Origin of the sequence: Intestinimonas butyriciproducens, from assembly GCF_004154955.1 — a bacterium.
GTDB lineage: Bacteria > Bacillota > Clostridia > Oscillospirales > Oscillospiraceae > Intestinimonas > Intestinimonas butyriciproducens.
Window position 1 is genome coordinate 1,105,653 of the sequence record NZ_CP011524.1, and the last position, 25,411, is coordinate 1,131,063.

Annotated in this window: 38 protein-coding genes and 1 pseudogene; 26 read left to right on the plus strand and 13 right to left on the minus strand. The window is 57.0% G+C overall.

Features of this window, described 5'->3' with window-relative positions; translation table 11 throughout:
- Positions 1-44 precede the first annotated feature (44 nt).
- Positions 45-1,172: an aldo/keto reductase gene (locus SRB521_RS05395; protein WP_075704192.1), complete on the plus strand. Its 1,128-nt coding sequence runs from the start codon at positions 45-47 to the stop codon at positions 1,170-1,172.
- A 34-nt stretch (positions 1,173-1,206) separates the two neighbouring features.
- Here SRB521_RS05395 and SRB521_RS05400 read toward each other — a convergent pair whose 3' ends face one another.
- Entirely contained in the window at positions 1,207-1,419 is a 213-nt protein-coding gene (locus SRB521_RS05400) for a hypothetical protein (RefSeq protein ID WP_033117541.1), read from the minus strand.
- 76 nt (positions 1,420-1,495) lie between these two features.
- Here SRB521_RS05400 and SRB521_RS05405 point away from each other — a divergent pair, with 76 nt between their 5' ends.
- Positions 1,496-2,029: a GNAT family N-acetyltransferase gene (locus SRB521_RS05405; protein ID WP_320765430.1), complete on the plus strand. Its 534-nt coding sequence runs from the start codon at positions 1,496-1,498 to the stop codon at positions 2,027-2,029.
- A gap of 3 nt (positions 2,030-2,032) precedes the next feature.
- Positions 2,033-2,593, plus strand: coding sequence for an NUDIX hydrolase (locus SRB521_RS05410; RefSeq protein WP_075704191.1), 561 nt, complete (start codon positions 2,033-2,035; stop codon positions 2,591-2,593).
- Between the two features lie 48 nt (positions 2,594-2,641).
- On the opposite strand, the gene SRB521_RS05415 is transcribed toward SRB521_RS05410, so the two are convergent.
- Complete coding sequence (locus SRB521_RS05415; protein ID WP_033117543.1) at positions 2,642-4,711, minus strand: sigma-54 interaction domain-containing protein; 2,070 nt, start codon at positions 4,709-4,711, stop codon at positions 2,642-2,644.
- Positions 4,712-5,086: 375 nt separating this feature from the next.
- Between SRB521_RS05415 and SRB521_RS05420 the strand changes: the two genes are divergently transcribed.
- Positions 5,087-6,490, plus strand: coding sequence for a Na+/H+ antiporter NhaC family protein (locus SRB521_RS05420; RefSeq protein WP_116722402.1), 1,404 nt, complete (start codon positions 5,087-5,089; stop codon positions 6,488-6,490).
- A gap of 17 nt (positions 6,491-6,507) precedes the next feature.
- Positions 6,508-7,647 carry a M20 family metallopeptidase gene (locus SRB521_RS05425; RefSeq protein WP_033117545.1) on the plus strand — a complete coding sequence of 380 codons (1,140 nt, stop codon included), beginning with the start codon at positions 6,508-6,510 and terminating at the stop codon, positions 7,645-7,647.
- 96 nt (positions 7,648-7,743) lie between these two features.
- Here the strand turns inward: SRB521_RS05425 and SRB521_RS05430 are convergent, their stop codons facing one another.
- Positions 7,744-8,169 carry a metal-dependent transcriptional regulator gene (locus SRB521_RS05430; RefSeq protein WP_178388492.1) on the minus strand — a complete coding sequence of 142 codons (426 nt, stop codon included), beginning with the start codon at positions 8,167-8,169 and terminating at the stop codon, positions 7,744-7,746.
- An 86-nt stretch (positions 8,170-8,255) separates the two neighbouring features.
- On the opposite strand from SRB521_RS05430, the gene SRB521_RS05435 reads away from it, so the two are divergent.
- On the plus strand, positions 8,256-8,528 hold the full coding sequence (locus SRB521_RS05435; protein WP_052082639.1) for a FeoA family protein: 273 nt from the start codon (positions 8,256-8,258) through the stop codon (positions 8,526-8,528).
- A pseudogene (locus SRB521_RS05440) lies at positions 8,528-9,835 on the plus strand (FeoB small GTPase domain-containing protein); the annotation flags it as partial. The gene SRB521_RS05435 and the pseudogene SRB521_RS05440, both read left to right, overlap by 1 nt.
- Positions 9,836-9,852: 17 nt before the next feature.
- On the opposite strand, the gene SRB521_RS05445 reads toward SRB521_RS05440, so the two are convergent.
- The 3 genes from SRB521_RS05445 to SRB521_RS05455 form a co-directional block, all read right to left on the minus strand.
- Complete coding sequence (locus SRB521_RS05445) at positions 9,853-11,253, minus strand: recombinase family protein (protein WP_242976587.1); 1,401 nt, start codon at positions 11,251-11,253, stop codon at positions 9,853-9,855.
- Between the two features lie 114 nt (positions 11,254-11,367).
- On the minus strand, positions 11,368-12,096 hold the full coding sequence (locus SRB521_RS05450) for a hypothetical protein (protein WP_116722400.1): 729 nt from the start codon (positions 12,094-12,096) through the stop codon (positions 11,368-11,370).
- Positions 12,097-12,448: 352 nt separating this feature from the next.
- Positions 12,449-12,817 (minus strand): helix-turn-helix transcriptional regulator, encoded by a 369-nt coding sequence (locus tag SRB521_RS05455; protein WP_116722399.1) that lies wholly within the window; start codon positions 12,815-12,817, stop codon positions 12,449-12,451.
- Positions 12,818-12,948: 131 nt separating this feature from the next.
- Between SRB521_RS05455 and SRB521_RS05460 the strand changes: the two genes are divergently transcribed.
- A complete protein-coding gene (locus tag SRB521_RS05460) occupies positions 12,949-13,173 on the plus strand; it encodes a helix-turn-helix transcriptional regulator (RefSeq protein ID WP_165366568.1) in 225 nt (74 codons plus the stop codon).
- Positions 13,174-13,600: 427 nt separating this feature from the next.
- Positions 13,601-13,777 carry a hypothetical protein gene (locus SRB521_RS16040; RefSeq protein ID WP_165366569.1) on the plus strand — a complete coding sequence of 59 codons (177 nt, stop codon included), beginning with the start codon at positions 13,601-13,603 and terminating at the stop codon, positions 13,775-13,777.
- Positions 13,778-13,784: 7 nt separating this feature from the next.
- Here SRB521_RS16040 and SRB521_RS05470 read toward each other — a convergent pair whose 3' ends face one another.
- From SRB521_RS05470 to SRB521_RS05475, 3 genes are all read right to left on the minus strand, one after another.
- Positions 13,785-13,991 carry a hypothetical protein gene (locus tag SRB521_RS05470; RefSeq protein ID WP_129868797.1) on the minus strand — a complete coding sequence of 69 codons (207 nt, stop codon included), beginning with the start codon at positions 13,989-13,991 and terminating at the stop codon, positions 13,785-13,787.
- Positions 13,992-14,119: 128 nt separating this feature from the next.
- Positions 14,120-14,320, minus strand: coding sequence for a hypothetical protein (locus tag SRB521_RS16310; RefSeq protein ID WP_116722666.1), 201 nt, complete (start codon positions 14,318-14,320; stop codon positions 14,120-14,122).
- Positions 14,321-14,691: 371 nt separating this feature from the next.
- Positions 14,692-14,880: a hypothetical protein gene (locus SRB521_RS05475; RefSeq protein WP_116722665.1), complete on the minus strand. Its 189-nt coding sequence runs from the start codon at positions 14,878-14,880 to the stop codon at positions 14,692-14,694.
- Positions 14,881-15,017: 137 nt separating this feature from the next.
- Between SRB521_RS05475 and SRB521_RS16045 the strand changes: the two genes are divergently transcribed.
- Positions 15,018-15,176: a hypothetical protein gene (locus tag SRB521_RS16045; protein ID WP_165366570.1), complete on the plus strand. Its 159-nt coding sequence runs from the start codon at positions 15,018-15,020 to the stop codon at positions 15,174-15,176.
- A gap of 186 nt (positions 15,177-15,362) precedes the next feature.
- Here SRB521_RS16045 and SRB521_RS05480 read toward each other — a convergent pair whose 3' ends face one another.
- Together SRB521_RS05480 and SRB521_RS16315 are read right to left on the minus strand one after the other, a co-directional pair.
- Positions 15,363-15,620 (minus strand): hypothetical protein, encoded by a 258-nt coding sequence (locus SRB521_RS05480; protein ID WP_116722664.1) that lies wholly within the window; start codon positions 15,618-15,620, stop codon positions 15,363-15,365.
- Positions 15,621-15,747: 127 nt separating this feature from the next.
- A complete protein-coding gene (locus tag SRB521_RS16315) occupies positions 15,748-15,948 on the minus strand; it encodes a hypothetical protein (protein ID WP_116722663.1) in 201 nt (66 codons plus the stop codon).
- Between the two features lie 265 nt (positions 15,949-16,213).
- Between SRB521_RS16315 and SRB521_RS16050 the strand changes: the two genes are divergently transcribed.
- Entirely contained in the window at positions 16,214-16,378 is a 165-nt protein-coding gene (locus SRB521_RS16050) for a hypothetical protein (protein WP_165366571.1), read from the plus strand.
- Here the strand turns inward: SRB521_RS16050 and SRB521_RS05485 are convergent.
- On the minus strand, positions 16,365-16,550 hold the full coding sequence (locus SRB521_RS05485) for a hypothetical protein (RefSeq protein WP_116722662.1): 186 nt from the start codon (positions 16,548-16,550) through the stop codon (positions 16,365-16,367). The two genes, SRB521_RS16050 and SRB521_RS05485, sit on opposite strands and share 14 nt — an antisense overlap.
- Positions 16,551-16,672: 122 nt before the next feature.
- Between SRB521_RS05485 and SRB521_RS16055 the strand changes: the two genes are divergently transcribed.
- Positions 16,673-16,849, plus strand: coding sequence for a hypothetical protein (locus tag SRB521_RS16055; RefSeq protein WP_165366572.1), 177 nt, complete (start codon positions 16,673-16,675; stop codon positions 16,847-16,849).
- Between the two features lie 7 nt (positions 16,850-16,856).
- On the opposite strand, the gene SRB521_RS05490 is transcribed toward SRB521_RS16055, so the two are convergent.
- Positions 16,857-17,063, minus strand: coding sequence for a hypothetical protein (locus tag SRB521_RS05490; protein ID WP_129868798.1), 207 nt, complete (start codon positions 17,061-17,063; stop codon positions 16,857-16,859).
- 177 nt (positions 17,064-17,240) lie between these two features.
- Here SRB521_RS05490 and SRB521_RS16060 point away from each other — a divergent pair, with 177 nt between their 5' ends.
- The 14 genes from SRB521_RS16060 (at position 17,241) to SRB521_RS05550 (ending at position 25,408) form a co-directional block, all read left to right on the plus strand.
- Positions 17,241-17,402, plus strand: coding sequence for a BOW99_gp33 family protein (locus SRB521_RS16060; protein ID WP_165366573.1), 162 nt, complete (start codon positions 17,241-17,243; stop codon positions 17,400-17,402).
- Positions 17,403-17,494: 92 nt separating this feature from the next.
- Positions 17,495-17,644, plus strand: a complete 150-nt coding sequence (locus SRB521_RS16065) for a hypothetical protein (RefSeq protein ID WP_165366574.1) — start codon at positions 17,495-17,497, stop codon at positions 17,642-17,644.
- Positions 17,645-17,822: 178 nt separating this feature from the next.
- On the plus strand, positions 17,823-18,035 hold the full coding sequence (locus SRB521_RS05495; RefSeq protein ID WP_116722605.1) for a hypothetical protein: 213 nt from the start codon (positions 17,823-17,825) through the stop codon (positions 18,033-18,035).
- A gap of 1 nt (position 18,036) precedes the next feature.
- A complete protein-coding gene (locus SRB521_RS05500) occupies positions 18,037-18,942 on the plus strand; it encodes a helix-turn-helix domain-containing protein (RefSeq protein ID WP_116722606.1) in 906 nt (301 codons plus the stop codon).
- A complete protein-coding gene (locus SRB521_RS05505; RefSeq protein ID WP_116722607.1) occupies positions 18,926-20,290 on the plus strand; it encodes a replicative DNA helicase in 1,365 nt (454 codons plus the stop codon). Before SRB521_RS05500 ends, SRB521_RS05505 begins: the two co-directional genes overlap by 17 nt.
- A gap of 6 nt (positions 20,291-20,296) precedes the next feature.
- Complete coding sequence (locus SRB521_RS05510) at positions 20,297-20,509, plus strand: hypothetical protein (RefSeq protein ID WP_116722608.1); 213 nt, start codon at positions 20,297-20,299, stop codon at positions 20,507-20,509.
- Between the two features lie 3 nt (positions 20,510-20,512).
- Positions 20,513-20,929, plus strand: coding sequence for a hypothetical protein (locus tag SRB521_RS05515; protein WP_075703975.1), 417 nt, complete (start codon positions 20,513-20,515; stop codon positions 20,927-20,929).
- Between the two features lie 2 nt (positions 20,930-20,931).
- Positions 20,932-21,426 (plus strand): hypothetical protein, encoded by a 495-nt coding sequence (locus SRB521_RS05520; protein ID WP_116722609.1) that lies wholly within the window; start codon positions 20,932-20,934, stop codon positions 21,424-21,426.
- Positions 21,427-21,563: 137 nt separating this feature from the next.
- Positions 21,564-22,418, plus strand: a complete 855-nt coding sequence (locus SRB521_RS05525) for a radical SAM protein (RefSeq protein WP_243647718.1) — start codon at positions 21,564-21,566, stop codon at positions 22,416-22,418.
- Entirely contained in the window at positions 22,415-22,729 is a 315-nt protein-coding gene (locus SRB521_RS05530) for a dATP/dGTP diphosphohydrolase domain-containing protein (RefSeq protein WP_116722611.1), read from the plus strand. Before SRB521_RS05525 ends, SRB521_RS05530 begins: the two co-directional genes overlap by 4 nt.
- Positions 22,730-22,899: 170 nt before the next feature.
- Positions 22,900-23,853 carry a rolling circle replication-associated protein gene (locus SRB521_RS05535; protein ID WP_116722612.1) on the plus strand — a complete coding sequence of 318 codons (954 nt, stop codon included), beginning with the start codon at positions 22,900-22,902 and terminating at the stop codon, positions 23,851-23,853.
- 48 nt (positions 23,854-23,901) lie between these two features.
- Entirely contained in the window at positions 23,902-24,099 is a 198-nt protein-coding gene (locus tag SRB521_RS05540) for a cysteine-rich KTR domain-containing protein (protein ID WP_242976604.1), read from the plus strand.
- A 184-nt stretch (positions 24,100-24,283) separates the two neighbouring features.
- Complete coding sequence (locus tag SRB521_RS05545; RefSeq protein WP_242976605.1) at positions 24,284-24,532, plus strand: HNH endonuclease; 249 nt, start codon at positions 24,284-24,286, stop codon at positions 24,530-24,532.
- A 369-nt stretch (positions 24,533-24,901) separates the two neighbouring features.
- Entirely contained in the window at positions 24,902-25,408 is a 507-nt protein-coding gene (locus SRB521_RS05550) for a phage terminase small subunit P27 family (protein ID WP_116722614.1), read from the plus strand.
- Positions 25,409-25,411: the final 3 nt, after the last annotated feature.

Below are 25,411 nucleotides of genomic sequence, written 5' to 3' on the forward strand. Positions count from 1 at the left end.
CCGCCGAGACAGAAAAGAATCCGAACGGAACTGGGGGAGATCAGATGGAATACAGAAAGATGGAAAAGCTGCATGTAAGGCCGTCCCTGCTGGGCTTCGGCTGTATGCGTTTCCCCACGCGCCCGGACGGGGGCATTGACGAGGCGCAGGCGCAGGCCATGCTGGACAGGGCCTACCGCGGCGGCGTCAACTATTTCGACACCGCTTATTTCTACCACAATGGCGCCAGCGAAAATTTTGTCGGACGCGCGCTTGCGGCCTATCCCCGGGAGAGCTATTTCCTCACCAGCAAGCTGCCCACGACCCTGATCCATTCTTTGGATAAGGCCAAGACCATCTTCGACGAGCAGATGGGGCGGCTCCAGAGAGACGACCTGGATTTTTATCTCCTCCACAACATCAACGGGGCCCGCTGGCGGGAGATGGTGGAGCTGGGTGTGGTGGACTGGTGCCTGGAACTCCAGAGACAAGGCGTGTTCCGCCACTTTGGCTTCTCCTTCCACGGCGCCTATGAGGAATTCCGGGAGATCCTGACGGCCCGGGACTGGGACTGCTGCCAGATCCAGTTCAACTATATGGACACGGAGGATCAGGCCGGGATCAGGGGATATCGCCTTGCGGAGGAGCTGGGGGTCCCGCTCATTGTGATGGAGCCCATCAAGGGCGGCTCCCTGGCCAACCCTCCGGAGTCCGTCATGCGGCTTTTCCGGGAGAAACATCCCGGGGCCTCTGCCTCTTCCTGGGCGCTCCGGTGGGTGGCAGGCATGCCCAATGTCATGACGGTCCTCTCGGGTATGTCCACAATGGAGCAGCTGGAAGACAATCTGCGCACCTTTACAGCCTTTCAGCCGCTGGACAGCGGGGAGCAGGCGGTCCTGGAGCGGGCGGCGGCGGAATTCAAGCGCTTGGTCAAGAACGGCTGCACGGGGTGCCGCTACTGTATGCCCTGCCCTGCGGGGGTGGATATCCCGCTGAATTTCAAGCTCTGGAACGACTGGGGCATGTTTCACAATCCGCCCCGCTTTCAGGCCCGGTGGGGCAATATGGAGGAAGCCAGCCGGGCGACGAGCTGTGTGGGGTGCGGGGCCTGTGAGGAGAAATGTCCTCAGGGACTGGACATACGGGGAGACCTGCTCCGCCTGCGGGAGGAGCTGGCGGCGCTGGAGCAGTAAAAGGGCGGGCGGGAGCACCCCGCCCGCCCGCTCATCAGGGCGCCAGGTCCTGCGGGGTCACGTCCCTGCCTAGGGCGCTGACAAAAGACCGCATCTCGGCCTTCGAGGTGATGCGGTGGGTCTGGTCGATCAGATCCCGCTGCTCATCAGGGGAAAGGCTTGCGAAGCGGTCCATGGCGGAGAGATCCTGGGCCAGAGCCATGCCGAAGCCCATGGGCAGGTCGGCGATCGGGTTGAGCGCGTCCATTTGTGACAACCTCCTTTTGTAGTTGGAATTCCGGAGATAGCTTTCCCGGAAAGGCGCGGAAATAAAGGAGAGAGGCGTGAAAAAATTGGGAGATGAAATCGGACTGACGCTCCCGGATGAGCAGTGGGAGAATGACGTGATGGATTACCGAAAAGAATTTATAGAAATGGGAGAGAGATTGCACGGTGCAGGGAACCTGCATGAGTCAGAGTCCTACGCCGAATGGCTTGCGGGAGTAAGGAACAACATGGACCCAGCAACGGTGCGGGGCGGGTTGGTGCCCGCCACCTCCTATCTGGGGGTACGGGCCTCCGACGGGACTCTGGTAGGCATGATTCAGATTCGGCATGCCCTCAATGATTACCTGCGTCGGTTCGGTGGCCATATCGGATACAGCGTCCGAAAAGGGGAGCGTCGGAAGGGATACGCGGGGGAGATGCTTCACCTCGCCCTGGAAAAGTGCAGAGAGATGGGGATTTCCCGCGTATTGGTGACCTGTGACCGGGAAAACACCGCTTCGGCCCGAACCATCCTGTCCAATGGCGGCATGCTGGAAGGAGAGGTACGGGAGGGCGCGGGTGTCACACAGCGGTACTGGATCGAGGTGTAAAAGATGGAGCTTTTGCAGATACTGGAGCGCTATGCCCCCTTCAACGAGCAGGAGGCGCGGGACCGGGCGGTTTTGATGGGATTACTGCGTACCGGCCAGAACCTGTGGACCCGGGAGAATGAGGCCGCCCATCTGACCGCTTCGGCCTGGGTGGTGAACGGGGACAGAGAGCGGGTGTTGATGGCCTATCACAATATTTACGATTCCTGGTCCTGGCTGGGCGGACATGCGGACGGAGAGCGGGATCTGCTGGCCGTGGCGATGCGGGAGGTACGGGAAGAGAGCGGACTGGCCCGGGTGGCGCCGGTGTCGGAGGCGCTCTTTTCCCTGGAGATCCTGACGGTGGACGGCCATGAGAAGCGCGGGAGGTATGTCCCCTCTCACCTTCATCTGAACCTCACCTATCTCTTGGAGGCCGACGAGCACGAACTTCTGGCGGTAAAACCCGACGAAAACAGCGCAGTGGCCTGGTTTGGCAGGGAGGAGGCCGTGGAGGCCTCCTCCGAACCCTGGTTCCGGGCCCGCGTCTATTCCAAGCTCAACGCCAAGCTGGCACGGCTGTAACAATAAAACGGCGGCCTCCCACGTCAACGTGGGAGGCCGCCGTTTTATCTATGACTTCTGCCGCAGCAGGGAGAGGAGCTGCTCGCCGGATCTGGACAGGGAGCAGCCTGCCCTTCCGCGGCCGAAGACCACGTAGCCGTTCTGACTCAAATAGTTCAAAAGCTCCCGCAGGCGGTATTCGGTCATGTAGAGCTCCTCTTCTGAAAGCGCCCGGAGGAGTCCGCGCCGACCGGCGGGCTTTCGCTTCAGCAGGATTAAAATATTCGTGATGGCCTCGCGGTCATACTGGGTCAGCTCGCCTACCCGCTTGTGGAGAAGGGCCTGGGAAGAGCGGGAGGACTCGTAAGTCTCCCGTATATAGTCCGGGAGGTGGTCCGCCGTGATGGGACCGTCGGAGAGATTGGCCATATACTCCACACAGTTCCTCAGCTCCCGAATGTTGCCCTTCCAGGGGTAATCCATCAAAAAAGCGCGCACCGCAGGCTCCATCTCCATTTTTTCCTTGCCCTCGTGGAGAAGAAATTCCTGGATGAGCAAGGGAATGTCGGAACGCCGGGAGCGTAGGGGCGGCACGTTGATGATAAGGGTGTTGAGCCGATAGTAGAGGTCCAGCCGGAAAGTGCCGCAGTCTACCAACGCGTTCAGATCACGGTTGGTGGCGGCGATGATGCGGACGTCCACACGGATAAGCTCTCCGCTGCCTACTTTCATGATCTCGCGTTCCTCCAGTACCCGCAGGAGCTTTGCCTGGGTGGGAAGGGAGAGCTCGCCGATCTCATCCAGAAAGAGGGTCCCCTTCTGCGCCATCTGGAAAAGGCCCTCTTTTCCGCCCTTGCGGGCACCGGTAAAGGCGCCCTCTTCATAACCAAAGAGCTCCGATTCCAGCAGGGTGGGGGGGATCGCCGCGCAGTTCATGGCCACAAAGGGGAAATGGGCCCGGGAGGAGGCGCTGTGGATGGACTGGGCGAAGAGCTCCTTGCCTGTGCCACTCTCGCCGACGATCAGCGTGGGCTTATCGATCTGCGCGATGCGCCGGGCCTTCTCCAGGCACTGGGACATGGCCGGACTGTTCCCCTTGATATCCGAGAAGGTGTAGCGGGCCACATGCCCCCGCTTTGCAATCTGATGCCGGAGGGATCGCTCCAGATTGGTCAGCTCCGTAATGTCCTTGAGCAACAGGATGTAGAGGTCCCACTGCCTGTCCCCTTTGTTGATCTTTTCTTTGGAGACAGTAAAGCTTTTTCCTCTGCCATGGAGTGTGCACAATCGGTTGCGGAATTCGCGGTCGGAAAAGATGAGGTCCTTCAGCTCGGCTTCCCAGGGGAAATCCCGGAGGACCCTTCCATAAAGATTGGGGCTTAGGCCAAAGAGCCGGATGAAGTTCTGGTTGAAGTTAATGATCCGCCAGTTCTGGTCGTAGATGACGATGCCGTAGTCGATGCACTCCATCACAGCTTTGAGCTGAAGCGTGGAGGCGCCGGAGGAGTCATAGAAGTAGGAGAGAAAGTTGTCCGGTACGGAAATCGTCCTGGAATAGCGGATGATCGCCTCCTCCAGGGCACTGTCGAGGATATTGGCCTTTACGGCAATCTCCAGCATGGTGGTCAGGGAAAGCTTGCGTGGGCCGAGATCAAAGACCCGTGTGACCCCGTCCGGCACCTGGTCGGTCTGGCCGGAGACAATGGCCAGGCCGATCCGCTTTTTATTCAAATTCCGATTGCCGGGATAGTTGACGTAGAGATTGAGATTCGTCACCCCCGCCTCATACAGGGCGTTGACCGCCTGATGGGCGGAGGAATAGTAATTAAAGCAGGCCAGGGCCTCCGTACCCACGGGGAAAAGCTTCAGCGCGTCCACCTTGTCTCTGGAAAAGGAGAAATTCAGATTGATGATTTGGGCATCCGGCCGCATCTGGCGCCTGGCCAAGGGGAAGGAGTAGGGGTTGGTGATCAGTACGATATCCGCCTGAGCAATGCCGCTGTCGGATGTGAAATCGGTCCCGTCGTCGGACTGGACGCAGGGGAGGATATTGAGCCGTTCGCCAAAGACCTTGACAAGCTCTTCGTAGTACATCTCCTGTACGGCTCTCCGCTTTGTGACCAAAAGCAGTGTCTTCATTGGTGCCACCCCAAAACGCCCCATAAACATCTCACAATCAGATTAATAATATTATTATAGAATAAATAAATTAGAAATGCAAGCAAAATATATACAATTTGAAAGATATTTAGTGATTTTATGGAGATAAACGCCTAATGCTAGAGAAACAAAAGAATTTTTGGGCGATAGAGCCCGCAAATAGCCCCATAACAGGCCGGTAAAGCACGAAAGCGATGAATTTCAGCAAACGTGATGGAATTGGGCCCTTGAAAATACAGTGGGTTGCGGCTTTTTTGGGGAAAAAGAAAAAGTTGGCACACGATTTGCTTCATACAAAATTGAAAGCGGCGGCATGAGGCCGGCGCAAGCGGAGAAAAAGAGGAGGAAGCTTCAATGAGTGAGCAAGTCAAGAAGAAAACGGTAAAACCCTGGCAAGCGATGCTGATGCTGATCTTGGGCATCGCCATCATCTTCATAGGGCTGAAGATGGGCATCAACAACCGCATCATCCTGCTGTTTGACGGTGTACTGATGTGCGTGCTCTCCTGCTGCTTTGGTATTCGGTATGACGATCTACAGGCGGATATGAAGGCGACCATCAGCTCGATGCTGGTGGCCATTCTGATTCTGATTGCGGTCGGCGTGCTGGTGGGCACTTGGATGATTTCCGGTACTGTGCCCGTCATGATCTATTATGGCATGAAAGTGCTGACGCCGGGGCTGTTCCTGCCCATCGTCTGCGTTGTCTGTACGCTGATGTCCACCATGGCCGGAACCTCCTGGGGCACTCTGGCCACCGTGGGCGTGGCCTTTATGGGCGTGGCCCAGGGTTTGGGCGTGCCGCTGCCGGTCACCGCCGGCGCAATCGTAGTAGGGGCTTTTTTCGGGGATAAGATTTCACCGCTGTCGGACTCCCCTGTGCTGGTCTCCAGTGTGACGGAGGTGCCCCTGATGGAGGGGATCAAGCACGCGCTTTTGTCCACCGGCCCGGCCTATCTCGTATCGCTGGTGTTCCTGAGTATATACGGGTTGCGCTTCGGCGGGGGCACCGTGGGCGGTGAGACCTATGAAGCCATTCTGAGCACGGTGACTAGCCAGTTCAACCTCTCGCCCCTGCTGCTCCTGCCTCCCATTGTGGTGGTGGTCCTGATCGTCCTGAAAAAGCCGACCCTGCCAACCTTCACCGCCGGTATCTTTGTGGCTGTGGTCCTGGCCATGGCGCTCCAGGGAGAGAATGTGCACTCGGTGGCCTCCGCCATGTACGGCGGCTTTGTCAGCGACACCGGCGTGGAGGTGGTGGACAGCATGCTGACCCGGGGCGGCTTTACCAGCATGCTCGGGACGATCGGTCTGCTCATCGCCGCCGGTGTGTTCGGCGCCCCCCTGCGTACCGCCGGCGTGGTGGATATCCTGTTGGACTATGTGCACAGGATAGCCGGAAACTCCAAAATCATGGCCACCGGCGTCCTGGTCATCCACGCGCTGTTCTTCACCATTACCGGAGCCTACTATGTCTCTTACCCTGTGGTGGGCTCCATGGTGAAGGATATGTTCCCGGAATACGGCCTGGACAAAAAGAACCTGATGCGCATCATGCTGGACACCGGCACGGGTCTCGCGCCCCTGGTGCCCTGGGCCACCACTGGAGCCTATGTAGTGAGCACCCTGGGCATTGACAATATGTCCTTTGCCCCCTTTGCCCCCATGCTGTGGCTGTCCATCATCATCTCCTTGGCGATGGGGCTTACCGGTATCGGGATGGCCAAGCTGAAGGCCCCAATAACCGCTCAGATGTGAGAGAGGAGAAGATCGGAATGGAAAAGATCATCAAGCGCTGGTACGATATGATTCGGATCAACAGCGTCAACGGGCATGAAGTCAATCTGGCAGATTACATCGCCAAGGAGCTTCGCGCCATGAACCTGGAGCCCCACTACAGCTACTTTCCCGAGGACCGGACGGAGAAGGCCCGCCCCTCTGTCTGGACGGTGCTCGACAGCGGAAAGCCGGGAAAGACCATCATGCTCATTGGGCATATCGACACGGTGGATGTGGCCAATGGCTGGAACACGGACCCCTTTGTGCCCACCGAGGACGGGGATAAGGTCCACGGCCTGGGCGCCATGGATATGAAAGGTGGGCTGGCCGCCATTCTGGAGACCTTGGAGTATTATGCCCAGCATACCGACGCATTTACCGGGACGATTGAGGCGTGCTTTGTCTCCGATGAGGAGGGGCTTTCCAAGGGAACTTACCAACTGGTGGAGGAGGGTATCACAGCCGATTACGCCATTATGGCGGAGTGCCGGTATGATAACGTCGCCATCGGGTTTCGGGGCCGCTACAGCTTTGAGGTGACGGTCCATGGCGTGGCCGCACATGCCAGCCACTATCCGGCGGTAGGTGAGAACGCATTGATCTCCGGAGGCAGGCTGGCTGCGGCCATCGAGGCCCTGCCTACCCTGACCCATCCCAACCTGAAGCATGGAACCTGGTGTGTCCGGCACATGGAGGGGGGCAACAAGGGCACTCTGGTGGTACCCGAGGTCTGCAATATCTTCGTAGACCGGTATGTGGTGCCGGGAGAGGACGAAAAAACCTGTATCCAACAGATGCTGGATGCCGCACGCGCATTGGGCCTGGAAGAGAAGGTGGAGGTCCGCCTTAAGCCCCGGAATTCCCCTTACATGCAGTCCTTTGCCCTGGAGCCGGATGACGGCCTGGTCACCACCCTCCAGCGTGCGTTCAAAGAGGTTACGGGTGAGGAGCTGCCGGTGGAATACGACCCATCGGTCTGCGATTCCAATATTTTGGCGGTATCTCTGGGGATACCCACCGTGACCTTCGGCCCCTCCGGCGGCGGTATGCACGCTGCAAACGAGTACGGCCATGCCTGGCAGGTGAAAAACTGTGCAGAGGTCTATAGGCGGACCGTAGCGGAATTGCTCAAATGAACTCCCCCAACCCAATCCCATGTGGTTGTCACACCCCCATCCGGCCCCGCTTCACAAAGAGGCGGGGCCGGATGGGGGTATTTGGCCTCGCCGCACTCAGGGCGCGCCGCAGCGCTCCATCAGCTGCTCCAGATTGTGGAGGGTCTCCTTGCGGATATAGTGCTCTACCTGCTCCACCTGCTCCAGTTCATCCGTGGTGCCGTTGACCCAGCAGAAAAAACGGTGGAGCAGGTCATGGCGGTAGAGCAGATAGGCCCCCAGTTCCGTTCCGGCGGACGTGGGGCGGATCAGACCGTACTTTTCAAATGCCACCAGACCCAGATCCCGGAGCTGATAGACCATTTTAGAGGCCGATGAGGGTCTCACATTGAGCCGCTGCGCCAGAAAATTGATGCGTGCATAGCCCTCCGTCCTGGCCTGGCGACAGATCATTTCCAGATAATCCTCCATGGCGCTGGTCACGGTTTGGCCGCTGCGCATCTCATAGCCCTTCTGGGTGTAGAACGCCTGCTCCTCTTCCATAGTCACCCATCGACCCCCTTCGCATAAGATAGGGTGCGGAAACAAAGTTTCCCTCCCATAACATCTTATGATTGGAGCTGCCAGATATGTTTGAACAGCTTTCTATGAACACGCTTCTGGACGGGCAGAGCGCCCTTGTGAGCCGGGTGGACGCGGAGCCGTCCATGCGCCGCCGGCTGCTGGACATCGGGCTCATCCCGGGGACCAGGGTGACATGCCAGGGACACAGCCCCGCCGGGGACCCGGCGGCCTATCTGATTCGCGGAGCGGTCATCGCGTTGCGGGAGCAGGACGCCCGCTGCGTGGCGCTGGAGCGAGAGAACGTGCCCCAGGCCGTCGGCCGGGCGGTGCTGGCCTGATGGGCCTTACACATACCTCCACCGGCGCGGGGGCTGCCGACGCCGGACTGATCATCGACAGACGCAGCCCGGAGGATCGGGTCATCGCCCTGGCGGGGAATCCCAACGTGGGCAAGTCCACGGTATTCAATGCGCTGACCAACCTCCGTCAACACACCGGGAATTGGCCGGGAAAGACGGTGACCAACGCGCAGGGGCGGCATACCCACCGGGGCCGGGACTATATTCTGGTGGATCTGCCGGGGACCTATTCCCTTATGGCCCATTCCGCCGAGGAAGAGGTGGCCCGGGACTTCCTCTGTTTTGGCGGCGCCGACGGCGCGGTGGTGGTCTGCGATGCCACCTGCCTGGAGCGCAACCTGAATCTGGTGCTCCAGACGTTGGAGATCACCCCGCGCACCGTTGTGTGCGTCAATTTGATGGACGAGGCACGGAGCAAGGGGATCGAGGTGGATACTGTGGAGCTTTCACGCCTTCTGGGCGTGCCGGTAGTGGCTACCGCCGCCGGGAGGAACGAGGGCTTGGGGCAACTGATGGAGGCCGTTGCGGATATGGCGGCGGCGGAGGAGGCGCCCCATACGTTCCGGCCTGGCTACCCCTCAGCCGTAGAGAGGGCGCTGGCCCGCCTGGAGCCAGTGCTGGCCCGGCGGCTGGAGGGGCGGCTTCCGGCGCGGTGGACGGCCCTGCGGCTGCTGGATCAGGACCCCTCTCTGCTGTGTGCCTTGGAAAAATTCCTCGAAATCGACCTGATGGAGGACCCGGAGGTGCGCGTCGCCCTGCTGGAAGCGCAGGCGGGGCTGAAGGAAGAGGGACTGGACCAGGAGAGCCTGCGGGAGACCGTGGTGGCCTCTCTGGTCCGGGCGGGGGCGGAGATTGCCGGGGAGACGGTGACGTTCCACTGGGAGGACGCGGCCAGGAGGGACCGACAATTGGACCGTATCCTCACCAGCCGGGCCACCGGAATCCCAGTGATGCTGTGCCTGCTGGCCGTGGTATTCTGGATCACCATTGCCGGGGCCAATGTTCCGTCGGCCCTCCTGGCGGACGGCCTGTTCTGGGTGCAGGATCGACTTACCGATCTCTTTGCGTACTTACAGGTCCCCGAGTGGCTCCACGGCGCGCTGGTGCTGGGGGTCTATCGGGTGCTGGCCTGGGTGATCTCCGTCATGCTGCCGCCGATGGCTATCTTCTTTCCCCTCTTTACCCTGCTGGAGGACTTCGGGTATCTGCCGCGGGTGGCTTTTGTGCTGGACCACGCTTTCCAAAAGGCGCGGGCCTGCGGCAAACAGGCCCTGACCATGTGCATGGACAGTATAATTTTGCACTAAAGCCGCCAATGGACCTCAACCGACTGTCCATCAATGGTTACACGCTCCACGAGTCTTGACAACAAAGCCCGTTTTTGGGCGATGTCCCCGTCGGAAAAGCCTGTCCTGTAGTCCGATACCGCCATTTGAAAGAGTTCTCGGGCCGGGACCTCATCGGGGGCGTCCAACTGCTCTTGGAGGGCCTTTTTTTCGGCAGAGAGGGTGTTCACCTTTTCCGTCAAGGTGCTCATGGGGATGGCGCTGAACTGGTATAGCTCGATCAATCGCTCGATCTGGATATCGATCTCTGAGGCCCGCTTGCGGAGCCGCGTCTTGTCGATCTTCACGGCCTTGGGTTGGTCCGTCTGAGCGAGGAGACTGTCCAGCGCATCCTGGTGCAAGACCAGCGCGTCCACCTGCCGGCAGACCAAGGCATCTAGGTCCTCAATGGCCCAGTTGTCGTTTTTACAATTTGGGTCCACGATGAACTTCGGGCTGCTCTTGGCCCTGGAGTAGCACTTATAGTAGCCGTGGTTGGCAGAGTACCGGGCGCCGCAACGGTTGCAGTAGACCAGCCCGGAGAGGAGGTAGCCAGCCCGGAATGGGGTTCGCTGGGCCGTGGTCTTCTGCGCCTCGCGCTCGAAGGAAGAAAGCGCCTGGACCGCGGCCCGGAAGGCAGACTCCTCGATGATGGGCTCATGGATGCCCTGATATTCCTGGCCTAGAAAGTGTACCTTGCCGGTATACAGGCTGTTCTTGAGGACGTTGCGGACCTTGGCCGCCGTCCACCTGGTGGTGTAGCGGGCGGTGAGGTCCTTTTGGATGGCGTTGATGGACCTGCCGCCCAGAAAGGCGGAGAAGACTTCGCGGACCTGCATGGCCTCGTATTCGTTCACTACAAGCTTGCCGTCTATGTAGTCGTACCCGGTGGGTGGGTTGCCGCCGCCGTGGAAGTACCCAGCCTTGCCCCGACCGATGCGGCCCATGGTGAAGCGCTCGGTGATCTGGTCCTTTTCAAGCTGGGCGAAGACGGAGAGAATGCCGATCATGGCCCGGCCAAATGGGGTGGAGGTGTCGAAGTTCTCGTTGATGGATACGAAGTCGGCACCGTGGGAGAGCAGGTCATCCTCAATGAGGGTGAGGGTGTCTTTCTGGGAACGGCTCAGGCGGTCCAGCTTGTAGACCACCACGGCGTCGATCTTGTTCTCTCGGATGGCGGACAGCATCTCCTGGAGGGCGGGCCGGTCCGTGTTGCCGCCGGAGTATCCGCCGTCCACGTAGGTCTGGAGCAGAGTCCAGCCCTTGGCGGCGCAGTAAGCTTTCAGGCGCTCTGTCTGCTCTTCGATGGAGTAGTTTTCAAGCTGGTTGTCGGTGGACACGCGGGCGTAGCCAAAGACCAGCATGTTTTCTTTGGACATTGACAAAATCCTCCCGTCTGGGTAAAATGGAAGGGTAGCCGCCGCTCTGTGGTCTACACCTTCCCGCCGCCCCTGGTGTTGGTAGCACCGGGGGCGGCATTTTGTTGGATTAGATTAACCTTCCCTAGTGAAGACTTCCTCCCCACTTTCAGTGATTAGAGTAACCTTGGAAAGTCCATAATCTTTTGCGTAGTTTCCAAAAATCGCATTTCCTATCCTGGATATGGCTTCTTCTGTGCTGTCATCTTTTACGGTCACTGTCGCATACGCAGAATTTTCAGCATTAAATATCTCAATTTTGACACAACTCGGGTACCAGCTGGTCGCATATTCAGGGTTTCCAGCGCCACCAAAACCAATGTCAAATGATTCCGTGATCTCAGCCGAAGCGTCCTCGTTGAGCTCTCCGCCAGAACTAGGTGCGCCCTCCTCAAAAGATGTACTAAAGAAATCATAATACAAAGCGGGGTTATTGCTTACATTAGTGAGATTAATACGTGCATAGGTATAATTTCCCGGTTTTAAATCCTCTACAAAAATTATGTCATCACCGCACGATTCTCCGCGATTATTTTCAAAGCGGACTGGAATTGTTCCGTTGAAAACATAATCGCTGTCATTTTTAATGGTCACGATTGCCTGTAACAATGTGGCATCCAGTTTCATTTCAACTGAGATCTTATCGATAGTTTCTGAATCCGGTAGATCCGGACTGTCGGTAGTCGTTGTCGGTGTGGGCGACGGGGACAGCGTGGGTGATGGAGAGTTACCTCCGCTGGAGCATGCGGACAACGCAAGCACAAAATAAAATGCCAACACGAGAGACAAGATTTTCGATTTCATTACTATCATCTCCTCTTTCCATATTTCACCGCCCTCCGGCGGCTGGGTAACAATAACATTTTATGTGTCCCATAATCCGGACTATTCAGCCTCTCACCTCCTGTTAAAACGCAGAAAATGCACGTTGAAATTTGGCAACTTTTCCGGGTTGACTGAATAGAACAAACGTACTATTATGAAGTCACTGACAAGGGTTGCGGGAGATCGGAGAACGCGATGGAGGAAAGAATTGCCAGTGACAAAAATAAATGCTATGTGGTAAAATCAGGAAGAGCTCAAAACAGTGAGGCGCGCCCCTGGGAAAGGGGAATACTTATGTCTGATCAAGAGATGCAGGAGGTATTAGATCAGCTTACTCAGGACGAGAAGGCGGTTCTTTACGAGCTGCTTTTAGCCCTAGCGCAAAATCCTTTACCCGCAAAATCTCTTCCGGCGTCAGACTACTCCAAAGGCTAATTAGCTCTTTATCAGAAGGCCCACTCTCGGAAACGGGGGTGGGCGCTTTTTCTCTATAGTCATTTGTATCTTCATCTATAAAACGGTTGATATCAATTCCAAAATGTGAGCATATGCCTTGGATGGATTTTATTTTTGGGTCGCGGGTACCCGCCTCCCAAGCAGAGACGGCCTTGTCGGACACCCCCGCGATCTTAGCAAGCTGAGACTGTGTCATATCGTGTTCAGTTCTGAGCCGATATATTTTTTCTGCAATCTTCATCATGTTCACCTCTCGAGCTTACATTATCACAAATGTAGACCCGTAGCAACATATTTTTTCTACAAAAGTTCAATTTGCTATTGACTATCTACAAAAGTAGAGTTATACTGATTCCAAAAAGGAGGTTGATCGCCTTGCAGTTCACTATCAAACAAGCACGGCATTTTGCTGGGTTTACGCAGGCGGAACTGGCGAAACGGCTCGGAATTGCCCGCGGAACGTATATTAAAATTGAAAAAGAGCCGCCGCGGGCAACAATAGGCCAAATCTCTAAAATATCCGCTTTGACCGGGATCCCCGTTGGAGATATTTTTTTAGGCTGTAGCTCTACATTTGTAGATAAATCTTCTTCGAATTGAGAAAGGAGACTCCTATGGGGCGTATACATAGCTCTGTCTATTCTGCACAGGTCATATCGGTCATCCTGACGGAAAGCGTGACCGGAGCGGGAACCGAAGATAATCCAAACCGCATTGTCGCCCAATACTGGTCCACAGACGGGGAATTGCTAGCTGTGCATGATCCGTTTATTCAAGATTCTTGGCCGCCTTCTTCGTCTCCGACAACTAAGGGCAGTCACTAGGACTTCTGTCGTAGCGATGGCGTCCACCTCCCTTCTATGGATGCTTGTATCTTATCAGGCGCTCCGTGGAGGCGTCAACAAAAGCAGAAGTTTTTTCAACATTTTAGGGGGGCGAAACAGGCTGACGAAGGAGAAAAAGAGCCCCGCCCCCGGTGTGTGAGACCGGAGGCGGGGCCAACGACAGTCAGGAAGGAGGGGAAAGAATGGCAAAGCTACCGAGAATCACGCTGGAGATGGAAGGATTGGATGAGCTGATAGCAGCAACGGAAAAGGCAAGGGGCTTACTTGACGAACTCCGTGATACGCTGGATGAAATCAGCATCACACAGACCTCGTTACAGGTGAAAATAAATCAGCCGACGGCTGGCACCGACGGCTGACGCGAAATTAGGTATCTAATGTGACGGTGATTTTGGCGTCATCTGGAATGATGCGAACATCTAGCCCGGATTTCGTGCGTTCCGATTCAATTTCACTCTGATCAGAATAGCTTGTAATCGGATAGGTCTCTCTGCAATCCGGGCATACCAAGTGTCTGCCTCCAAGTTTTTTGACTGTAAAGAGAGCGCCGCATTTACATTTAAACAGATACATGTTCTCACCTCCTTCCACCAGCCAAATCATACCACAGGGCGGGGGAGGGGGCAAGCGGAACAGCGCATAAAAGACCCGCTACCCACGGGCGACCATGAGCGGCGGGCAGGGACAGGCTTTCGCCGAATTTACGGAGTGCAGACCGGCCATTGCTGGGCGGCAGGGCGATGATTCACCTCGTCATTATCAAACGTGAAGGGCTTGAAGGAAGACGCGAGAGTGGTAATGCTGGCTGCATTGCGTGCGAAGGAAGCAATACCTTCATTTGCGGAGGCAATGGCCGAAGCGATTCCGTCGTTATCGGCAAACTCGGCCAGTCCGCGAGTCATATTATCAATACCATGAATCCAAACTGTTACTCCGCCTTTCGGCGTGAGCGGGTCATTTCTGCCCGCTTCTCATGGTCGCCCATGAGTTCAGACTGTGCCTTCATCCCGATGGGATGCTCCGTGTCCAGTCGTTACACCTTCCCTTGATGGGCTTGGCTCGGCGTTACCTGTCAAAAAAAGTATACCACAGGCACCAAATTTAAACAAGGATAGTAATCCGCAGAATGGAGACGCCCAAAACAGCGCATGAGAGGAGGTGAGCGGGGTGGAGCGTGAGCAAACGACAATCCGCCTCCCGGCAGAGCTCAAGGAGCAGCTCCAAGGGGAGGCGGCAAAGTTGGGTATGAGCCTGAATGCCTATTTGCTTTGGCTTATTGATAGAGGTCGTCAGTGTTTACGTCAATAACGCCGTGCATTTCTTCGTATTCAGCTACAAAACGCTGGAGAATGTATACCGCTTCTTGATTGTATGAGCGATTCTCAATTTTTGCAATGGCTTTCAGCTTAAGGTAGAGTTCATCGGTCATTCTTAACCCCCGCATGGGTACGTTCGACGGCATAGATACCCCTCCCACAAAGTGATGACACTATGATAACACATTGAGGACAAAAAATATGCTTTCAAGGAGTTGACAAAGTGAATACACCTATGTTAACATGAGGTGGAATCAAAGTGTATTCACCTAGGAGGGATGTCATGATTGCAAAAATCTTGGTACGAGCACCGCAAACGTTAAAGGCGCAATTGCAGAGTATAGCAAAGCAGGAGGGTCACACACTAAACGCCCTCGTCCTGCAAATCCTGTGGGACTGGGCGAAACAGCACCGGCACGATCAGGACCAAAACAGCGCATAAAACCCCTACGCCAGTTAGAAAGGATGGAGAGACCATGAACATAGAGCAATATGAAGAGATAATTAAGAGTCTTGCGAGATTCGTAACCCGAGTAGCAGAGGACGAAAAGGCAACTCCGGCAGAAATCGCAGCTCTGCCGGAGGTTGCCAGAGTACTATTTGAAGGATCTAGAGGACGTTGGGCTGCTTAGGCCCCTTCTAGGTAATCAATGCCTTTTGCGGTAAGGAGAACAAAGCGGGCGCCGTCATCATTCCGAGTAATTTGGATACATGCGAGTTGATCCAGGTATTGGAAGCATATGTGGCAGTAATTTTCACTTTCAAGGTTCAAGAGATTCGCCAACTCATCATAACGAATATAGAAACCATCCTCTAGACTGCCAATGCTGAGTACCTGATCTAACATATATTTCAGGATAATCCTAGCACCATCATGGATATTCATAATTTCACCTCCCTTCCCTCCCAAATCATACCACGGGGCGGGGGAGGGGGCAAGCGGAACAGCGCATAAAAGGCCCGCTACCCACGGGCGACCATGAGCGGCGGGCAGGGACAGGCTTTCGCCGAATTTAAGGAGTGCAGACCGCCCGTTGCCGGGCGGCAGGGCGATTACTCACCTCGTCATCGAAAGTGAAGGGTTTGTAGGTAGTGGCGATACCGCCGAGGGAGTCGGCTACGCCATGTGCGAGGGAAGCGATTCCGCTGTCGGCGGAATCAATGGCCGAAGCGATTCCGTCGTTATCGGCAAACTCGGCCAGTCCGCGAGTCATATTATCAATACCATGAATCCAAACTGTTACTCCGCCTTTCGGCGTGAGCGGGTCATTTCTGCCCGCTTCTCATGGTCGCCCATGAGTTCAGACTGTGCCTTCATCCCGATGGGATGCTCCGTGTCCAGTCGTTACACCTTCCCTTGATGGGCTTGGCTCGGCGTTACCTGTCAAAAAAAGTATATCACAAGCACCAAATTTAAACAAGGATAGTAATCCGCAGAATGGAGACGCCCAAAACAGCGCATGAGAGGAGGTGAGGAGGATGAGACTCCCATATGGGATGCCAACACCAGATGAGGCAACAAAAGAAATTGCTTCGAAAATTGTCCAGTTATTAGTTGACAGCGGACTGACTTACAAAAAAGCGTCTGAGACGCTGGCGACGGCCCAGACGCTTTTGGATGAGACAACACCTACTGTTTCGTAAATTCTTCTTCTATGCGGTTAAACATGGATAGCTGGAATAGGTCAAACTCCTCTTCAAGTTCTTGCTTAATTTTCATCGCTGCGGGCGTGGGGAGCCTCTTCAAAACATCGGACATGTTATCCAGATATACCCGGCAAAATCGATTTAAGTCATCTTTGAGCAAAGGGCTCATAAAATCACCTCCTCCACCACCCAAATCATACCACAGGGCGGGGGAGGGGGCAAACGGAACAGCGCATAAAAGGCCCGCTACCCACGGGCGACCATGAGCGGCGGGGGAAAGGAGGGGAAAGCATGGCAAGGCTACCGAGAATCACGCTGGAGATGGAAGGATTGGATGAGCTGATAGCAGCAACGGAAAAGGCAAGGGGCTTACTTGACGAACTCCGTGATACGCTGGATGAAATCAGCATCACACAGACCTCGTTACAGGTGAAAATAAATCAGCCGACGGCTGGCACCGACGGCTGACGCGAAGTTAGGTATCGAATGTGACGGTGATTTTGGCGTCATCTGGAATGATGCGAACATCTAGCCCGGATTTCGTGCGTTCCGATTCAATTTCACTCTGTTCAGAACAGCTTGTAATCGGATAGGTCTCTCTGCAATCCGGGCATACCAAGTGTCTGCCTCCAAGTTTTTTGACTGTAAAGAGAGCGCCGCATTTACATTTAAACAGATACATGTTCTCACCTCCTCCCACCACCCAAATCATACCACAGGGCGGGGGAGGGGGCAAGCGGAACAGCGCATAAAAGACCCGCTACCAGTGTGTGAGCCCGAAGGCGAGAAGAATTACCAATCACCTATAGCGGAAAGTGCCCAAGCCCATCCGCATAGCATCCCAGCAGGAGGTGACATCGTGAAAGAAGGAGTCAAGGTCACAAATATCATGGCCGACGGGTCCATCTGCGAAGACCTGAGCACGTACTTAGACAATCACGAACTACCGGAGGACGCGAAGTCGCTCATTGTCGATTTCATCCGGGCGGGCCGGAAGATCAGGGAGGCGCAAGGCGGGTAAGTCCCGCCAGTAGACAAGCCTAACCACACCCACGTCAAGAGACGGGGCGGCAGCTAGAAGCCGCCCTGCACCGAAAAGGAAGGAGGATGTATGTGAACAAGATCGTAAAAGTGGAAGCCATGTGCGACGGGTGGAAGGTGGAGGCCCGGACGCCGGATGGGATGACGGTTGTGCGCTTCGGGGCAGAGTCGGCGGAACAAACCATGGAAGATGCCCGCTGGGCGGAGGCGGAGCCGGCATGATGGAGGGGGCTGCTCCAGTAGAGCAGCCCCTGTAAGCAGTGGACAAGCCGTGCCGCCGCTGGGGCGGCGGGGATCAGGCGGAGCCCGGACGCACGGGCCAGGGCGTCGCGCCTCTCGGCGTCACCGCGACCCGCCGCGCCAGGAGCGGCACGGACATCATCAAGAGGAGGAGCAGAGTATGGATTACATAGACGCTGACTGGAGACCCGTGGGGGATGGACGCAACCGCCGGCGGAGGACGGGTATTTTGGCCGCCCAGCGCCAGGCATGGCATAAAATGACCCGGGCGGAGCGGCGGCGGGCACGGCTCGCGCTGCGGGACTGCGCCATGTTTTTGGGGTGTATCATTGTCGCAATCGGCCTGCCAGGGTGGGTCGAGTATCTTTTGTAATATGGCGGGCACAGAACGACCGGCATACTGGGCAGTCATCCCCGCATCCGTCCGGTACGACACGGAACTATCTCCCAATGCCAAGCTGCTTTACGGCGAGGTGACCGCCCTCTCGGACAAGCTGGGGTACTGCTATGCCCAAAACAGCTACTTTTCAAAGCTGTTCGGCCTGTCTGACCGGAGCATCACCCGGCTTTTTGCCGCGCTGGCGGAGCGGGGGTATTTGCGGGTGGACGTGATCCGGGACGAGGCTACGCAGGAGGTGCTGGAGCGGCGGATCTATGCTGTATACAGTCAAGAGGAATCCGAACCCCCTCCCGACAAAATTGTCGGGAGCTCTGACAATTTTGATACTACCCCTCCCGACACGCGGGAGGTGCTGGAGCGACGGATCTATGCCGTATGCGGACAGGAGGCAGCAGCACCCCCTCCCGACAAAATTGTCGGGACCCCTCCTGACAATTTTGTCACCACCCCTCCCGACAAAAATGTCCAGGAGAATAATACAAGTATAGAATATATACCCCCTATAGTCCCCCAAGGGGGACAGGCCAAAAAGAAGAAAACAAAGAGCGTCCCCACCTGGAAGCCTGAGCGGTTCGAGGCATTCTGGGCGTTCTACCCCCGCCATGAAGACCGGGTATCCGCCGTGCGGGAATGGGACAGGCTCAAGCCGGATGACGCGCTCATCGACGCCATTGCCCGGGCGCTCAAGTGGCAGGTGAGGGCCGAGGACTGGCCGGCGCCCTACGCCTGCCGGTACCTCCGAAACCAGCGGTGGACAGACGAGCCTAAACAGGGCGGCAAGGTGGGACCACCCAAGGCGCGGGCCAGACAGCTCACCGGATGGCACACGGAGGTCATCAACGGGGAGGAGGTGCTTGTGCCGGATGCCGGAAGTACATAGCCAGAGGCTGGATCTTATGGCCGAACAGAGCGTCATCGGCGCCATCCTCCTCACGGACCGGTGTCTTCCGGATGTGGAGCGGGAGCTCCGCCCAACAGATTTCCGCCTGGAGAGAGACCGGGCCCTCTACGAGGCGGCCCTGGCCTTGGAGCGGGATGGGGATAGGATCGACTCCGTGACCATCCTGGACCGTGCCCAGAAAATGGGGGCGCAGGTCTCACGGCAATATGTGCTGAATCTCATGGAACTCACCCCCACCGCCGCCAATGTGATGGAGTATGTCAAGCTGGTCAAGGAGGAGAGCCTTCGGGCGGCGCTGATGGAGACCGCTGATCGCATCCGAGAGGGCATTGTGGGACGGGAGTCGCCGTCCGCCGTCCTCTCCGCAGCCGGGCAGAGGCTGGATGACTTGGCGTCCCAGAGCAGCCTTGGGCGGCTGGTCACTCCGGCAGACGGCTTTCTGGCCTTTTTCCGCCAGCGGGACGCTGTGGAGGCCGGGGACGCCAGGGGCTATGTCTGCACCGGCTATATGGCCCTGGACGAGCTGCTGGGAGGCGGGATGCTCAACTCCGGACTCTATCTCCTGGCCGCAAGGCCCGGCATGGGGAAAACGACCCTGGCTCTTAACATTGCCGACCGGGTGGCCCAAACTGATCCGGTATTATTTGTCTCCCTGGAAATGGACACAGAACAACTAGCAGCTAAGCGGATCTCCCGAGAGACCGGCATCTCCGCCAACAAACTGCTGATGCAACCCCTTACAGAGTTGGAGGAGGCCAAGGTCAGTCAGGCCGCAAAGTCCCTGGCAAGCCTGGCATTTTACTCCAACGACGCCCCCACGGTAACGGTTGACGACATTGGCACTCTGGCCCGCAGCATTGGCGGACTGCGGCTCATCGTGGTGGACTATTTTGGCAAGATCCTACCCCCGGCCGCCTCCCGCCGGGTCGGGCGGGTGGAGTATACCACCGAGATTTCCGGCGCCCTGAAAAATCTGGCCCGGACGCTCCGTCTCCCCATCCTGACCCTGTGTCAGCTCAACCGGGAGGTGGAGGGGCGGCAGATCAAGCGGCCTCAGCTCTCTGACCTGCGGGACACCGGGGCCCTGGAGCAGGACGCCGACGGGGTGATCTTCCTCTACCGGGAGGACTACTACGCCGACCGCAGCACAGTGGACCCCAGCGTCCCATCTCTCCTGGAGGTGGATCTGGCCAAAAACCGACACGGCGGCGTTGGGGGCTGCACACTGGCCTTTTCCATGGCGTCCAGCCGGATCACCGGGATGTCCTACCGGAGGCCAAAGCGGGAGGAAATACCGGAGCAATTTAGACTCGGAGAGGAGTTTTGAGTAGAGATGGATAAATGGACACACATCACCATATTTGATAAGCCGTACCCGAAAGCGAAACAGGCAGAGGGATTAGCGATTTCGCAGGCCGTTGCGGGCGGGCATTGCGATAAATGCGGTTGTTTCTCTCAATGCTCCGCACAAGATGATTTTTGTGCTCCGACGTCCGCCTGGTGCATGCAACGCAAGATTGAAATTTTGAGGGAAATGGAGCAGTGAGCAATGGCCATCAAAAATTATACATCCGGGGTGGACGTGTACACGAGCCTGGGTGAGATTCAGGGGGCGCTCGCGGCGCATGGGGCGCGACAGATTATGGTGGAGTATGATGACCAGGGACGTCCCACCGGTGTAGCCTTTGCCATTGACACGCCGAACGGGCGACGGGGCTTTATGCTCCCGGCCAACATCGATGGAGTATGCCAAGTACTCCAGCGGCAAAAAGTCAAGGCAGACCTGGCACAGGCGGAGCGTACAGGCTGGCGCAATATCCGAGACTGGGTGCTGGCGCAAATGGCGATCATTGAGGCCGGTATGGTGAGCATGGACGAGGTGTTTCTGCCATACATGACCGACGGTCGAGGCAATACACTGTACCAGCTCTATCAGGGCGGACAACTGGCTTTGGGGGAGGGATGAGCATGGAGAGACTGACATATTGGTGTCCTAATGGCCAGGGCGGAGGAGAATGGCGTGTCAATATTGATGGCCGTGAAGAGAGGGGACTGCACGTTGACCGCCTCGCCGCCTACGAGGACACCTGGATAGGGCCGGAGGAAATCAAGGCGACATTTACGCCGGAGGCTGTCATAAAACTGGCGGCACAGGCCCTTGGCACCACGCCAGACCGCCTCCGCGAGCTGGCCCAGGCGGACCGGGAAAAGAACGACCCGTTGACGCTGGACGAGCTGCGGGGGATGCGCGGGAAATGGGTCTGGGTTGTATCTCCAGACAAAGATTTGACCGTGTCCGCATGGGCATACGTTGGGGCAAATCGTGTGTTTACATACTGGGAGTATGATAATGACGAACTGGTCGGGCGTGTGGTATACAACCTGTGCGACTATGGAGCTTGGATTGCCTACCGCAACCCGATTAAAACGGTTATGCCGGGGGAGGAACAGCATGGAGTGTAAATGCGCAAAATGCGGAGAAGTACGGGAAATCGTCTGTAGAGTAGATGGTGAGCCGTGGTGTGAGGAGTGCTTGGACAAAGCGTTGGGATTGATAGAGGAGGCAAAGCAGGCCAAACATGGACATCGGACTCATTGATGTGGATGGTCACAGTGGGTTCCCCAATTTGGCGTTGATGCATTTGTCCGCATGGCACAAGGCGAGAGCCGACGCTGTGGAGTGGTGGGATGGGTTTAAAACCTACGACCGGGTATACATGAGCAAGGTATTTACGTTTTCATCGGACGTGGAGACCGTCATCCGGGCGAATGAGGTGATCCGTGGCGGTACCGGGTACAAGGACTATGGCAGTCTGCCGCCGGAGATAGAGGCAACCTCACCGGATTACAGCATGTATCCACACGTAACGCATGCGGTCGGATTTTTGACAAGAGGTTGCATCCGTAATTGTCCGTGGTGTATTGTGCCACGCAAAGAGGGGGAGATACGCCCGGCCTCCACCTGGGAGGAGATCAAGCGGCCTGACAGCCGTGACCTGGTGCTATTGGACAACAATGTCCTGGCCCATCCGCATGGCCTGGAGCAGATCGATAAGATGGGGCATGCGCAGGTACGGGTAGATTTTAATCAGGGTTTGGACGCCCGGCTAATTACGCCGGAGATTGCCAGACTGTTGTCAAGGCTGCGGTGGATACGGTTTGTGCGCCTGAGCTGCGACACGGCGTCTATGCTCCCGGTGATCGAGCAGGCGGCGGCCTATATGAGGGAGGCGGGGATTGCACCGTCACGATTTTGGTGCTACATGCTGGTGCAGGATGTGGATGAGGCACACCGGCGTGCGCTGGCACTGGACAAGCTTGGCATTACCCCGTTTGCGCAGCCGTACAGGGATTATGACGGCGGTGAGCCGACTACAGAGCAGCGCAGGTTCGCGCGATGGGTCAATATGCGGGCCGCGTTTAAGTCGTGTAAATGGGAGGACTTTAGAGGGTGATCATCTTGACAGATCATATTAGCAATCAGCATGCCAAAGCCGACGCCGGAAAGCCGCGCCCCACGCTGGTACCGGTCTCGCTGATCGAGGCCGTGGCAGCGGTACGCATGTTTGGGTGCGCCAAGTACCACGATCCGGACAACTGGCGTCAGGTTGAGCCGCAGCGCTACAGGGATGCTTTGTACCGGCACTGGCTGGCCTATCTCAAAGGCGAGCATTACGATCATGAGAGCGGATTGCCTCACCTGTGGCATTTGGCCCGCAATGCGGCGTTTTTGATCGAGATGGGAGGTGGTGGAGATGGCAATTAAAGCTATGCCGTGCGTATCTATCCGATGCGACGGATGCGGGCGCGGGCACGACGAGATATATAGCACCCCGGCAGCCGAAATGAAAAATTTGAAGCTATATGGATGGACCGGAACATACAGAAAGTGTTTTTGCCCGGTTTGTAGCAAGGCCCGTAAGGAGGATGAGGACGATGGCTGTACTGACGCACATTGACCGGGTACCCTTTGGCGCTCCGACGCCGGAAGAAATTGCCCACGACAAAATAGCAAAGCAACACTTTTTGGAATACTGCGACAGCGGAAAATGCATCAGAATTGAGATGGCGAAGTGTATCAAATCCATCACGGCGGGTCTTTTGCACCTGGAGATCCTGGGGAAAGTCCCGGACTTAAGCGGACAGCGCCGACGGGGCAGGCGACAGGTACCCACTTCGCCCGGTCAGCAGTTCTACAATCTGAAGTGCTCCTGGAGAGAGTTGGAGCTGACTCTGGCGACTAACTTCGGTGCCCGAGACTGGGTGCTGGTCTTTACATACGACGATGCTCACCTCCCGGACAACAAGAAGAGTGCTGATACTTGCTTCCAGAGGTTTGTCCGGAGATATCGCGCGGCCCGCCGAAAACGGGGCGAAGAGCTCCGATATATATACAACACGGAGGGCTTTCACGAATGTCGATGTTACGACCACTTTGACGAGGACGGAGAGTTGGAGAACAGACGGCTCCACCACCATGTAGTGCTCAATTGTGTGTCGCTGGAGGACCTGGAGGAGGTGCGGAGCCTGTGGCAGGGGGGAGGTTATATTCGGGCGGAGCCTTTGGACGTCCATTATTATCGGGAACTTGCCAAGTACATGACGAAGGAGGCCCGGGAGTTTGGGCGGGCCAAGCCGGGAGAGAGGACTTGGCGGGGGTCTAGAAATCTCAAAAAATACCAGGTGGAGTACATTGAGATCCCGAGCGACAGCGTTACCCTTGCTCCGCCGATGGGAGCCGTGGATTATGAGAGCTTCAGTGAGAAAAACCCATACGGCTTTGCGGACTGTGTGGGGGCCCGGTATCTCCTTTTTCCTGAGCGGGAGCCGGAACGCTATACCTATAATATAGGACGGCGGCAAGGGCCGCTTAATAATTTTCCCGCTTGAAACCAGTCTTAATAATTCGTCAGGGTGTGTAGAAAAGGAGAAAAAGCCTTGCAAGCTGAGAAAAAAACTGATAAACTGATCATCAAGGACGGATGGTTGATGTGTCCCTCCTGCCGACGGCGTAAGGTCCTCCAGGTGAGGCCGGATACCTCGGCCAAAAATCTCATCGTCTACTGCCGGGATTGCCGGACAGAAACGATGGTCGATATCGAGCAGGGCCAGTGCTTTGAGAGCCGGTGCCGATGATCCAACCCGATTGGGGCGGACGTCGGAGCCGGCTTTTTGTTTTGTCTGGAGGTGATAGCCCATGGCGCAAAAACCGCTCCGGCCATGCCGACATCCTGGGTGCCCGGAGCTCACCCGCGAGGGATACTGCGCAAAGCATAAGCCAAAGCGGGCAGAGCGCGGGGAGAGTGCTGCGTGGCACTGGATGTATTATACGCCAGCATGGCGGGATGATCTTCGGCCCACACAGCTCCTGCGGGAGCCGTTCTGCCGCGAGTGCGCTAAACAGGGACAGCGGGTCAGGGCCACGCGGGTGGACCACAAGATTCCGCACCGTGGAGACTGGGCGCTATTCACGGACCGCCGAAATCTCCAGAGCCTATGTGAGCGGCATCACAACCAAAAAACGGCTCTGGAGATGGCCGAAAGACAGCGCAGAAAGCGCCAAAAGTAAGCGCCTCGACCCAGCAAAAGTGGACCAGGCTTGGGCGCATGCGCATGTGTCCGGGTCATGCCCGCGCTTAGTATCCACGACGCCGTAGGCGTCGGATACCCTCCCCCAACCCCCAAAAGTTCTGCCTGGATTCGTCTTCAACCACATGGCACCCTACGTGGAGGATTTTTTCCCCACTGGAGGTTTCGAGGGTCAGGGTGTGGTAGAGAGAGCGGAGATGGGAAACGCAGGAGGCAGGAAACGCGGGGGACGGGAGCGCCGGGAGCGGGAAAAATGCCGCGAGGAGGCGGGAAGGGCGCCCCGGAGATATCTGCCGGCAGGCGGCGAGCCTGAGTACGAGAAAACAAACAGACCGGGAGGTGTTGTAACATGCCGGGACCCAGACAGCCCACAGACGTTTTAAAGGCGAACGGGCGCAAGCACATGACACAGGCCGAGGAGGACGCACGGCGGGACCAGGAGGTCCACGTTCCTCCTCCGGAGCGGGCAGAGCCGCCCGCCTGGCTCATGAAGCGGTTTCACCGGGAGTTTCAGGAGATTGGGGAAATTCTGCGGCTGGCCGGACTGTACGCGGAACTGGACCGGGATGTGCTGGGCCAGTTCTTGGTGTCCAGGGACCGCTGGGTGCGGGCCGACAAGCTGGCCTCCGCCGCCATCCGGGCCAAGGATGAGAAGCTGGCCCGTGAGTGGACCGGAGTGCAGAGCAGCTATTTCAAGCAGTGCAGACAGTGTGCGGAAGCCATGGGACTGTCGGTCTCCTCCAGGTGCCGCCTGGTGGTCCCGCCGGCGCTTGCCGCCGCCGCCGTGGAGGCGGATGAAGTGGACGAGTTTACCCAGGCTCTGCGGGCCAGACAGGCCAGAGCGGCGGGGAAATAGCCC

Coding starts and splice junctions, on each gene's coding strand:
- SRB521_RS05435 (WP_052082639.1), top strand. CDS start 8,256: ATGTTTGAACAGCTTTCTATGAACACGCTTCTGGACGGGCAGAGCGCC.
- SRB521_RS05470 (WP_129868797.1), bottom strand. CDS start 13,991: ATGTATCTGTTTAAATGTAAATGCGGCGCTCTCTTTACAGTCAAAAAA.
- SRB521_RS16055 (WP_165366572.1), top strand. CDS start 16,673: ATGGCAAGGCTACCGAGAATCACGCTGGAGATGGAAGGATTGGATGAG.
- SRB521_RS05450 (WP_116722400.1), bottom strand. CDS start 12,096: ATGAAATCGAAAATCTTGTCTCTCGTGTTGGCATTTTATTTTGTGCTT.
- SRB521_RS05425 (WP_033117545.1), top strand. CDS start 6,508: ATGGAAAAGATCATCAAGCGCTGGTACGATATGATTCGGATCAACAGC.
- SRB521_RS05535 (WP_116722612.1), top strand. CDS start 22,900: ATGGCTGTACTGACGCACATTGACCGGGTACCCTTTGGCGCTCCGACG.
- SRB521_RS05505 (WP_116722607.1), top strand. CDS start 18,926: ATGCCGGAAGTACATAGCCAGAGGCTGGATCTTATGGCCGAACAGAGC.
- SRB521_RS05420 (WP_116722402.1), top strand. CDS start 5,087: ATGAGTGAGCAAGTCAAGAAGAAAACGGTAAAACCCTGGCAAGCGATG.
- SRB521_RS05415 (WP_033117543.1), bottom strand. CDS start 4,711: ATGAAGACACTGCTTTTGGTCACAAAGCGGAGAGCCGTACAGGAGATG.
- SRB521_RS05480 (WP_116722664.1), bottom strand. CDS start 15,620: ATGAATATCCATGATGGTGCTAGGATTATCCTGAAATATATGTTAGAT.
- SRB521_RS05545 (WP_242976605.1), top strand. CDS start 24,284: ATGTATTATACGCCAGCATGGCGGGATGATCTTCGGCCCACACAGCTC.
- SRB521_RS16045 (WP_165366570.1), top strand. CDS start 15,018: ATGATTGCAAAAATCTTGGTACGAGCACCGCAAACGTTAAAGGCGCAA.
- SRB521_RS05520 (WP_116722609.1), top strand. CDS start 20,932: ATGGAGAGACTGACATATTGGTGTCCTAATGGCCAGGGCGGAGGAGAA.
- SRB521_RS05550 (WP_116722614.1), top strand. CDS start 24,902: ATGCCGGGACCCAGACAGCCCACAGACGTTTTAAAGGCGAACGGGCGC.
- SRB521_RS05445 (WP_242976587.1), bottom strand. CDS start 11,253: ATGTCCAAAGAAAACATGCTGGTCTTTGGCTACGCCCGCGTGTCCACC.
- SRB521_RS16040 (WP_165366569.1), top strand. CDS start 13,601: ATGGCAAAGCTACCGAGAATCACGCTGGAGATGGAAGGATTGGATGAG.
- SRB521_RS05455 (WP_116722399.1), bottom strand. CDS start 12,817: ATGATGAAGATTGCAGAAAAAATATATCGGCTCAGAACTGAACACGAT.
- SRB521_RS05395 (WP_075704192.1), top strand. CDS start 45: ATGGAATACAGAAAGATGGAAAAGCTGCATGTAAGGCCGTCCCTGCTG.
- SRB521_RS05430 (WP_178388492.1), bottom strand. CDS start 8,169: ATGGAAGAGGAGCAGGCGTTCTACACCCAGAAGGGCTATGAGATGCGC.
- SRB521_RS05485 (WP_116722662.1), bottom strand. CDS start 16,550: ATGAGCCCTTTGCTCAAAGATGACTTAAATCGATTTTGCCGGGTATAT.
- SRB521_RS05495 (WP_116722605.1), top strand. CDS start 17,823: ATGGATTACATAGACGCTGACTGGAGACCCGTGGGGGATGGACGCAAC.
- SRB521_RS16315 (WP_116722663.1), bottom strand. CDS start 15,948: ATGACTCGCGGACTGGCCGAGTTTGCCGATAACGACGGAATCGCTTCG.
- SRB521_RS16310 (WP_116722666.1), bottom strand. CDS start 14,320: ATGACTCGCGGACTGGCCGAGTTTGCCGATAACGACGGAATCGCTTCG.
- SRB521_RS05490 (WP_129868798.1), bottom strand. CDS start 17,063: ATGTATCTGTTTAAATGTAAATGCGGCGCTCTCTTTACAGTCAAAAAA.
- SRB521_RS05500 (WP_116722606.1), top strand. CDS start 18,037: ATGGCGGGCACAGAACGACCGGCATACTGGGCAGTCATCCCCGCATCC.
- SRB521_RS05475 (WP_116722665.1), bottom strand. CDS start 14,880: ATGCCGTCGAACGTACCCATGCGGGGGTTAAGAATGACCGATGAACTC.
- SRB521_RS05410 (WP_075704191.1), top strand. CDS start 2,033: ATGGAGCTTTTGCAGATACTGGAGCGCTATGCCCCCTTCAACGAGCAG.
- SRB521_RS05515 (WP_075703975.1), top strand. CDS start 20,513: ATGGCCATCAAAAATTATACATCCGGGGTGGACGTGTACACGAGCCTG.
- SRB521_RS05400 (WP_033117541.1), bottom strand. CDS start 1,419: ATGGACGCGCTCAACCCGATCGCCGACCTGCCCATGGGCTTCGGCATG.
- SRB521_RS05510 (WP_116722608.1), top strand. CDS start 20,297: ATGGATAAATGGACACACATCACCATATTTGATAAGCCGTACCCGAAA.
- SRB521_RS16050 (WP_165366571.1), top strand. CDS start 16,214: ATGAGACTCCCATATGGGATGCCAACACCAGATGAGGCAACAAAAGAA.